Genomic DNA, 6198 nt, shown 5'->3' on the forward strand with positions numbered 1-6198 from the left:
ACTAACCGACATAACGGCTTCGCTAGGGACATGACCGTTAACATATTTGGAGTATGACTGCTTATTCGGTGCAACATGGACACCCATGTCGAAAGAACCCGTCATGAGCGACATGGAATCAGAAGGACGACATCCGAAGGATTCCCATTCCCTAATGGAATCCGCCCGCACCGATGCAGGGGCAGGGCAACCCGTCTGCCGACTATGGATCAATGGGTGTGTCGTATGCATCATGAGGTAGGACATTCCTTCGGCCTCCTGTACAATGATCTCCATCTGATACATTGTATTATAACATACGATAAAACTTGCCTTCAATTGTCACGGAGCCGTTGCAGAATCCGCTTCTGTTCCTTGATCGCCGGCGTTGTGTTTCCCTGCTAGCTCATCTTGCAGCGCTTGTTTGGCTGCATCCAGCTCGCTGCTGCTAATATATACATAAGGGCTCTTCCAATTGCCTGTAACCGGCATGAATTTCACATCATCTTTTCCGATATCATAATAAGTCGCAATCAAATTTCGGATTTGCTCCTGCTCGAAATCGGTGGTCATGTTGTCGCTGACCGCATCCAGCGCATTTCCCACCTTCGCAACGCCTCCGAGCGATTTCATCTTGTCGAGCAAGGAATGCAATACTTCGCTTTGGCGGGCATTACGCTCAAAATCGCTTGACTCCTTCGTTCTCGGCGAACAGCTGTTACTGGATTTACGGTAACGAACATAATCCAGCGCCTTCTTGCCATCCAGCTTCTGAGGACCCACAGTGAGATTAATGTCGGTCCCGTCGGCAGTATCGCGGTAACACATATTATATTGAACATTGACATCTACGCCGCCAAAGGTGTCCACAACGTCACGGAATCCCTGGAAATCGATAACCGTTACATAGTCGATATTAACGCCAAGATATTTGCTCATCATGACTTTCATTTCTTCTTCAGCCTGAATGCCGCTCCCCGGTTCCTTTTTCTCGGCAGCATTGTAGGCCGCTTTAAACCTCGGGTAATAAGCATTCAGCTTCGTCGCCTTGTATCCTTCAAGTTCAATCAGCGTATCCCGGGGTAGAGAAACCAGCGTCGACGTATTGGTTTCCGGATGCATGGTGGCGACCATGACCACATCCGTCAAATAAGTCCCCGTTTCCGGACGATGATCCGTTCCCAAGAGCAGCACCGTAATCGGTTTTTCCTTAGCGGATTGCCCTGGAGCTACCGGTTTGTCGATCCCGCTTTTCTCGATAACCTCATTCCCCTTGAAGAACAGGTACCCGGCGTAACCTGCGGCAGTCAATACTGCAATTAGCAGTACGATTAATATAAATTTAAAAAATGATTTCCATGGGCTTTTTTTCTTTTTAGGAACTGGCTGTTTCTTGCCCTTCCCCCCACTTTTGGCTCTTGGAGGGAGATTGGTATGAGTAGGATTCATATCATAACACCTGATTTCATTCAAATTAGATGAATGTCCGATAAACGCTTCACATTTCGAAGCATTTACCGGACCATGGTTGACTTCTCTCTCTTATAAACGATGGGGACTGACAAAAAGTTGCCGTATGGTTGTTGCCTGAATTGCTAAATTTCTACAAACCTTATGACTTCGGCTCGGCTTGAGCCTTCTTCTTCTGACGATCTTCAACAAAGTATCGAATACGCACCATCAGCATCAACGCCACGGCAACCAACAAACATTGGATAATCGGCAGCTTATCGATCTGAAACACAAGCAGTATCGCCGAACCCAGGGCCATCAAGATATACAGGAGAATCTCCTTCAAGAGAGGAAGCTTCTGCTTCACTCGGAATACCTTGTTGTAAACGTAGGTGATCAGCACAAAAATGACGATATACGAAACGAGCGGGTGCGCGGCAAACCATTCCTGCATGATAGGTTCACTCCTTTTGGGCAAGTAGATCTCTATCTATTATAGATTTGCTTGCGCCATTTTACGATGTTTTTCTGCGCGTTCGCGCTCACTCTTGTTCAAAATCTTCTTGCGGAGACGAACGGACTTCGGCGTAATCTCGCAATACTCGTCGTCGTTCAGGTACTCCAGAGCTTGCTCAAGCGAGAAGATGACCGGTGTTTTCAATTTCACCGTATCGTCCTTCGTTGCCGAACGAACGTTGGTCAATTGCTTCTCTTTACAAATATTGACGACGATATCGTTGTCGCGGGTATGCTCCCCGACGATCATGCCTTCATAAATCTCGGTCCCCGGTTCCAGGAACAGGGTTCCGCGGTCTTCAACCGACATCATGCCGTAGAACGTCGAAGATCCGTTTTCCGTGGAAACCAGCACGCCTTGATGGCGTCCGCCCACTTGGCCGCCAACCAGCGGGCCATAGCTGTCGAACGCGTGGTTCATAATGCCGTAGCCGCGTGTCAGCGTCAAGAAATGGGTGCGGTAGCCGATAAGCCCGCGAGCCGGAATCAGGAATTCCAGACGTACCTGACCGTTTCCGTTGTTCACCATGTTGACCATTTCGGCCTTGCGTGTTCCAAGGCTTTCCATAACAGCGCCCATGCTCTCTTCCGGCACGTCAATCAGGAGGCGTTCGATCGGCTCCATTTTGACGCCATCGATTTCTCTTACGATAACTTCAGGCTTGGATACTTGAAGCTCATAGCCTTCACGCCGCATATTCTCAATCAGGATACTGAGGTGAAGCTCGCCGCGTCCCGAAACGATATAAGCATCCGGGCTGTCCGTCTCATCCACTCGCAAGCTGACGTCCGTTTCCAGTTCTTTAAAGAGACGGTCGCGAAGCTTGCGGGATGTCACCCATTTGCCTTCGCGTCCGGCAAAAGGACTGTTGTTCACCAGGAACGTCATTTGCAGGGTAGGCTCGTCAATTTTGAGAACCGGGAGGGCTTCCGGATGCTGTGGATCCGCAATGGTTTCTCCGATGTTGATGTCTTTGATGCCTGCGATCGCCACGATGTCGCCAGCGCCTGCTTCAGCGACCTCGATCCGCTTCAGTCCTTGGAAACCGAACAGCTTCTCGATACGGGCATTCTTCGTGGAACCGTCTCTAAGCATAACGGCAACCGGTTGGCCTTGCTTAATGACACCGCGATTCACGCGGCCGACGGCGATACGGCCCAGATATTCATTGTAATCCATCAAGGTAACGAGGAACTGCAGAGGCTCGTCCACTTTCTCGGTAGGGGAAGGGATATGGTCGATAATGGTTTCGTAAAGAGCAAGCATGTTATCGTCTTGCTTCTCCGGATCCATGCTAGAAGTACCGTTTAGGGCAGATGCATATACTACGGGGAAGTCCAACTGGTCGTCGTTCGCTCCAAGCTCAATGAACAGGTCAAGCACTTCATCGATCACTTCAGCTGGACGAGCAGCCGGACGGTCGATCTTGTTTACAACGACGATTGGCGTCAAGTTATGGGCAAGCGCTTTGCCCAGAACGAACTTGGTCTGAGGCATGCAGCCTTCGTATGCGTCAACAACGAGCAGAACACCGTCGACCATTTTCATGATACGTTCGACTTCACCGCCGAAATCGGCGTGTCCAGGCGTATCCACAATGTTAATCAAGAAATCTTTATACGTAATAGCCGTATTTTTGGCTAGGATGGTAATACCGCGTTCGCGCTCCAAATCATTGGAGTCCATCGCGCGCTCCTGCAGCGTCTCATGCTCCCGGAAAATACCGGACTGCTGCAGCAGTTGGTCTACAAGTGTTGTTTTGCCATGGTCAACGTGAGCAATAATGGCAATGTTGCGAATCTGATCTCTTGATTGCATAAATATATCTCAAATCCCTTCTATTCGAATGAGCCACAAAGAAAGCGCCGGACGACATGCCGACGCTTCAACATACATCCTATAATATAGGTAAACGAGCGGGAAAATCAAGTCTTTTCAGAAAACTTCCAGCAACTTTTACCTCTTCCCGATTACCAGCCTCGGCTCCATTTATTATTGCGTCTCGAACGATTGCGGCCGAAGATCATCCAAGCGCCCGCCGCGATCAAGATCAGCGCAATAATGTAGAACGCTCCTGTCTGAAGCCAGGTGAAGATGAATATCACAACGGAAAGCGCCGTCAGACCAAGCGCAATCGGCAGTGCAGCGCCGGGACGCGGGCTCTCGTACAGATAATACTCAAACAGGCCTACGGCCACACCGAGAATGAGAACAGGCCATAATGAAGCCATTAGTCCCCAGCCGCCGATATTGCATATGAGGAACAGAAGCCCGTATACCGTCAGAATACCGCCCGGTATCAGTATAGCGGCAGAAGCCCGGCGACCAAAAAACAGGATATGCAAAAAAACACCCGGCAGCAGCAGGACGAGCGGCCATAACGTTCTGCCCAGAAATCCGAACACGCCAAGCTTGCCGAGCAAAATAACGACTCCAGCGACAACGATGAAAATACCCAATGCCAAATCTTTTCTGGAGGACATTTGATCACCCTCTCTTCAATATATGTATCACCATAAACAGCGGTTTCTAACAGAAGCAGTTACGTTAATTTTAGCCCAAACCGACAAAAAAAACCATATCCCGAGCTTGTTCCGCTTAAAAATTGCCCCGCCCGGTCAATGAGGCATCGGCCTAGCACCACAAGAAATGGACGACTGCGCGAGACAGTCGTCCATTTCTCCGGTTTACAGCTTCCGCATGAGTATGCCCAACACCGCAGCCTGCAGAAATATCCCCGTTTACGTGCCGGTCCGTCTTACCGTCTGCAATCCGCCGATGAGCACGACGAAACCTGCAACGATAATCGGCAGCAAGCTGTGCGCATAGGGCATCCAATAAGCCAGCAGCAAGCCGACGCGAGAATCCTGTATGAGCATTTCGCCTGCTGTAAAAGCTAGAATACCGGCACCTATATAGAGCAGTACGGGAAACTTTTGAAGCAGCCTGGAGATCATCCCGCTTCCCCATACAACAATTGGAATGCTTAATATAATCCCGATGACAATCAGGGAGAGATCGCCATTGGCAAGCCCCGCGATTGCCAAGACATTGTCCAGGCTCATGACAAAATCGGCGATCAGAATCGTATTGACCGCGCCCCATATCGTGGAAGCCCTGGCCATGCTCGAAGGATCATGTTCCTTTTGCATCATCAGTTTGACCGCGATCCAGATGAGCAGCAATGCGCCGCCAGCCTGCAGAAACGGAATTTTCAACAGCAGAACGGCCACAAAAGTCAGAATGCAGCGCAAAAGTACAGCCCCCGCCGTCCCGATCCAAACGGCCCGTTTGCGGTGTATTTCCGGAAGATCCTTGCTGGCCATAGCAATGACCAAGGCATTGTCGCCGCTGAGTACAAGATTGATCACTAATATTTGTCCCAACAAAAAAATCGTCTCCACCAGAACAACACCCCCACTCTACACATATGTGGTTTTTGTCCAGGCTATGCTTGCACATCAGGAAAAATAGGCCTATAATAAATCCACTTTGTTTAATGGTGGAACGTATTCTAAGAGGAGTGACATTCATGGAAACCACAGCCGCTGAATTTTTTCTTGCATTAATCAACATTGTGTTTTTGGATTTGATATTGGCCGGGGACAACGCCATCGTAATCGGCCTTGCGGCACGCAATCTTCCGAAGGAAACCCAGAAAAAAGCCATTATCTACGGTACGGCAGGTGCTGTAATTCTCCGCATCATAGCCACCATCCTGGTCGTCTGGCTGCTCAACATCCCTTGGCTGCTGCTTGTGGGAGGCGTGCTCCTGATCGGCATTGCTTACAAGCTGTTGACTGACGACAATAATGATCACGGCAATATCAAGGCTGGCAACAACCTGGGTGCGGCCATCCGCACCATCATTGTAGCCGATGCCGCCATGGGTCTGGACAACGTCATTGCCGTTGCCGGCGCGGCCAAACATAACATGATCCTTGTAACCCTGGGCCTGCTCATCAGCGTTCCCATCGTGGTATGGGGCAGCACCCTGTTCATCAAGCTGATCAACCGCTTCCCGTGGATTATCTATGTAGGTTCTGCGGTGCTTGCATATACGGCATCCTCCATGATTACCGAGGAGAAGCATTTTATGGGGTACTTTGAAGGGCACCAGATTATAAAATATCTGTTCATTGCCGCCATCATCGTCGGCGTGCTGACGGCAGGACATCTGAAAAAAAATCAGCCGCTCGCCGTCAGTCGTCCACTCTGTCCTAGCGGTCTCAACATATTATAGAAACGCC

Annotated in this window: 7 protein-coding genes; 1 reads left to right on the forward strand and 6 read right to left on the reverse strand. The window is 49.9% G+C overall.

Going from position 1 to position 6198, the window contains the following annotated elements; translation table 11 throughout:
• The 6 genes from HMPREF9412_RS33100 to HMPREF9412_RS14660 all read right to left on the reverse strand — a co-directional run.
• A partial coding sequence (locus tag HMPREF9412_RS33100) for a hypothetical protein (protein WP_036672309.1) occupies positions 1-246 on the reverse strand: 246 nt, incomplete at its 3' end.
• 75 nt (positions 247-321) lie between these two features.
• The gene (locus tag HMPREF9412_RS14640) at positions 322-1428 is read right to left on the reverse strand and encodes an LCP family protein (RefSeq protein ID WP_009592390.1); all 1107 of its coding nucleotides are present in this window, start codon (positions 1426-1428) and stop codon (positions 322-324) included.
• Positions 1429-1591: 163 nt separating this feature from the next.
• Entirely contained in the window at positions 1592-1885 is a 294-nt protein-coding gene (locus HMPREF9412_RS14645) for a YlaH-like family protein (protein WP_009592386.1), read from the reverse strand.
• A gap of 39 nt (positions 1886-1924) precedes the next feature.
• Positions 1925-3766 carry a translational GTPase TypA gene (gene typA / locus HMPREF9412_RS14650; protein WP_009592389.1) on the reverse strand — a complete coding sequence of 614 codons (1842 nt, stop codon included), beginning with the start codon at positions 3764-3766 and terminating at the stop codon, positions 1925-1927.
• A 152-nt stretch (positions 3767-3918) separates the two neighbouring features.
• On the reverse strand, positions 3919-4431 hold the full coding sequence (locus HMPREF9412_RS14655; protein WP_009592385.1) for a hypothetical protein: 513 nt from the start codon (positions 4429-4431) through the stop codon (positions 3919-3921).
• Positions 4432-4689: 258 nt separating this feature from the next.
• On the reverse strand, positions 4690-5352 hold the full coding sequence (locus tag HMPREF9412_RS14660) for a TerC family protein (RefSeq protein WP_009592388.1): 663 nt from the start codon (positions 5350-5352) through the stop codon (positions 4690-4692).
• A gap of 128 nt (positions 5353-5480) precedes the next feature.
• Here HMPREF9412_RS14660 and HMPREF9412_RS14665 point away from each other — a divergent pair, with 128 nt between their 5' ends.
• Complete coding sequence (locus HMPREF9412_RS14665; RefSeq protein WP_009592387.1) at positions 5481-6191, forward strand: TerC family protein; 711 nt, start codon at positions 5481-5483, stop codon at positions 6189-6191.
• Positions 6192-6198: the final 7 nt, after the last annotated feature.

Source organism: Paenibacillus sp. HGF5, assembly GCF_000204455.1.
Taxonomy (GTDB): Bacteria; Bacillota; Bacilli; order Paenibacillales; family Paenibacillaceae; genus Paenibacillus_AQ; species Paenibacillus_AQ lautus_A.

What these genes read in the sequence shown, in the direction of transcription:
- HMPREF9412_RS14640 (WP_009592390.1), bottom strand. Translation starts at nt 1,428, where the DNA reads ATGAATCCTACTCATACCAATCTCCCTCCAAGAGCCAAAAGTGGGGGG.
- HMPREF9412_RS14655 (WP_009592385.1), bottom strand. Translation starts at nt 4,431, where the DNA reads ATGTCCTCCAGAAAAGATTTGGCATTGGGTATTTTCATCGTTGTCGCT.
- HMPREF9412_RS14665 (WP_009592387.1), top strand. Translation starts at nt 5,481, where the DNA reads ATGGAAACCACAGCCGCTGAATTTTTTCTTGCATTAATCAACATTGTG.
- HMPREF9412_RS14645 (WP_009592386.1), bottom strand. Translation starts at nt 1,885, where the DNA reads ATGCAGGAATGGTTTGCCGCGCACCCGCTCGTTTCGTATATCGTCATT.
- typA (WP_009592389.1), bottom strand. Translation starts at nt 3,766, where the DNA reads ATGCAATCAAGAGATCAGATTCGCAACATTGCCATTATTGCTCACGTT.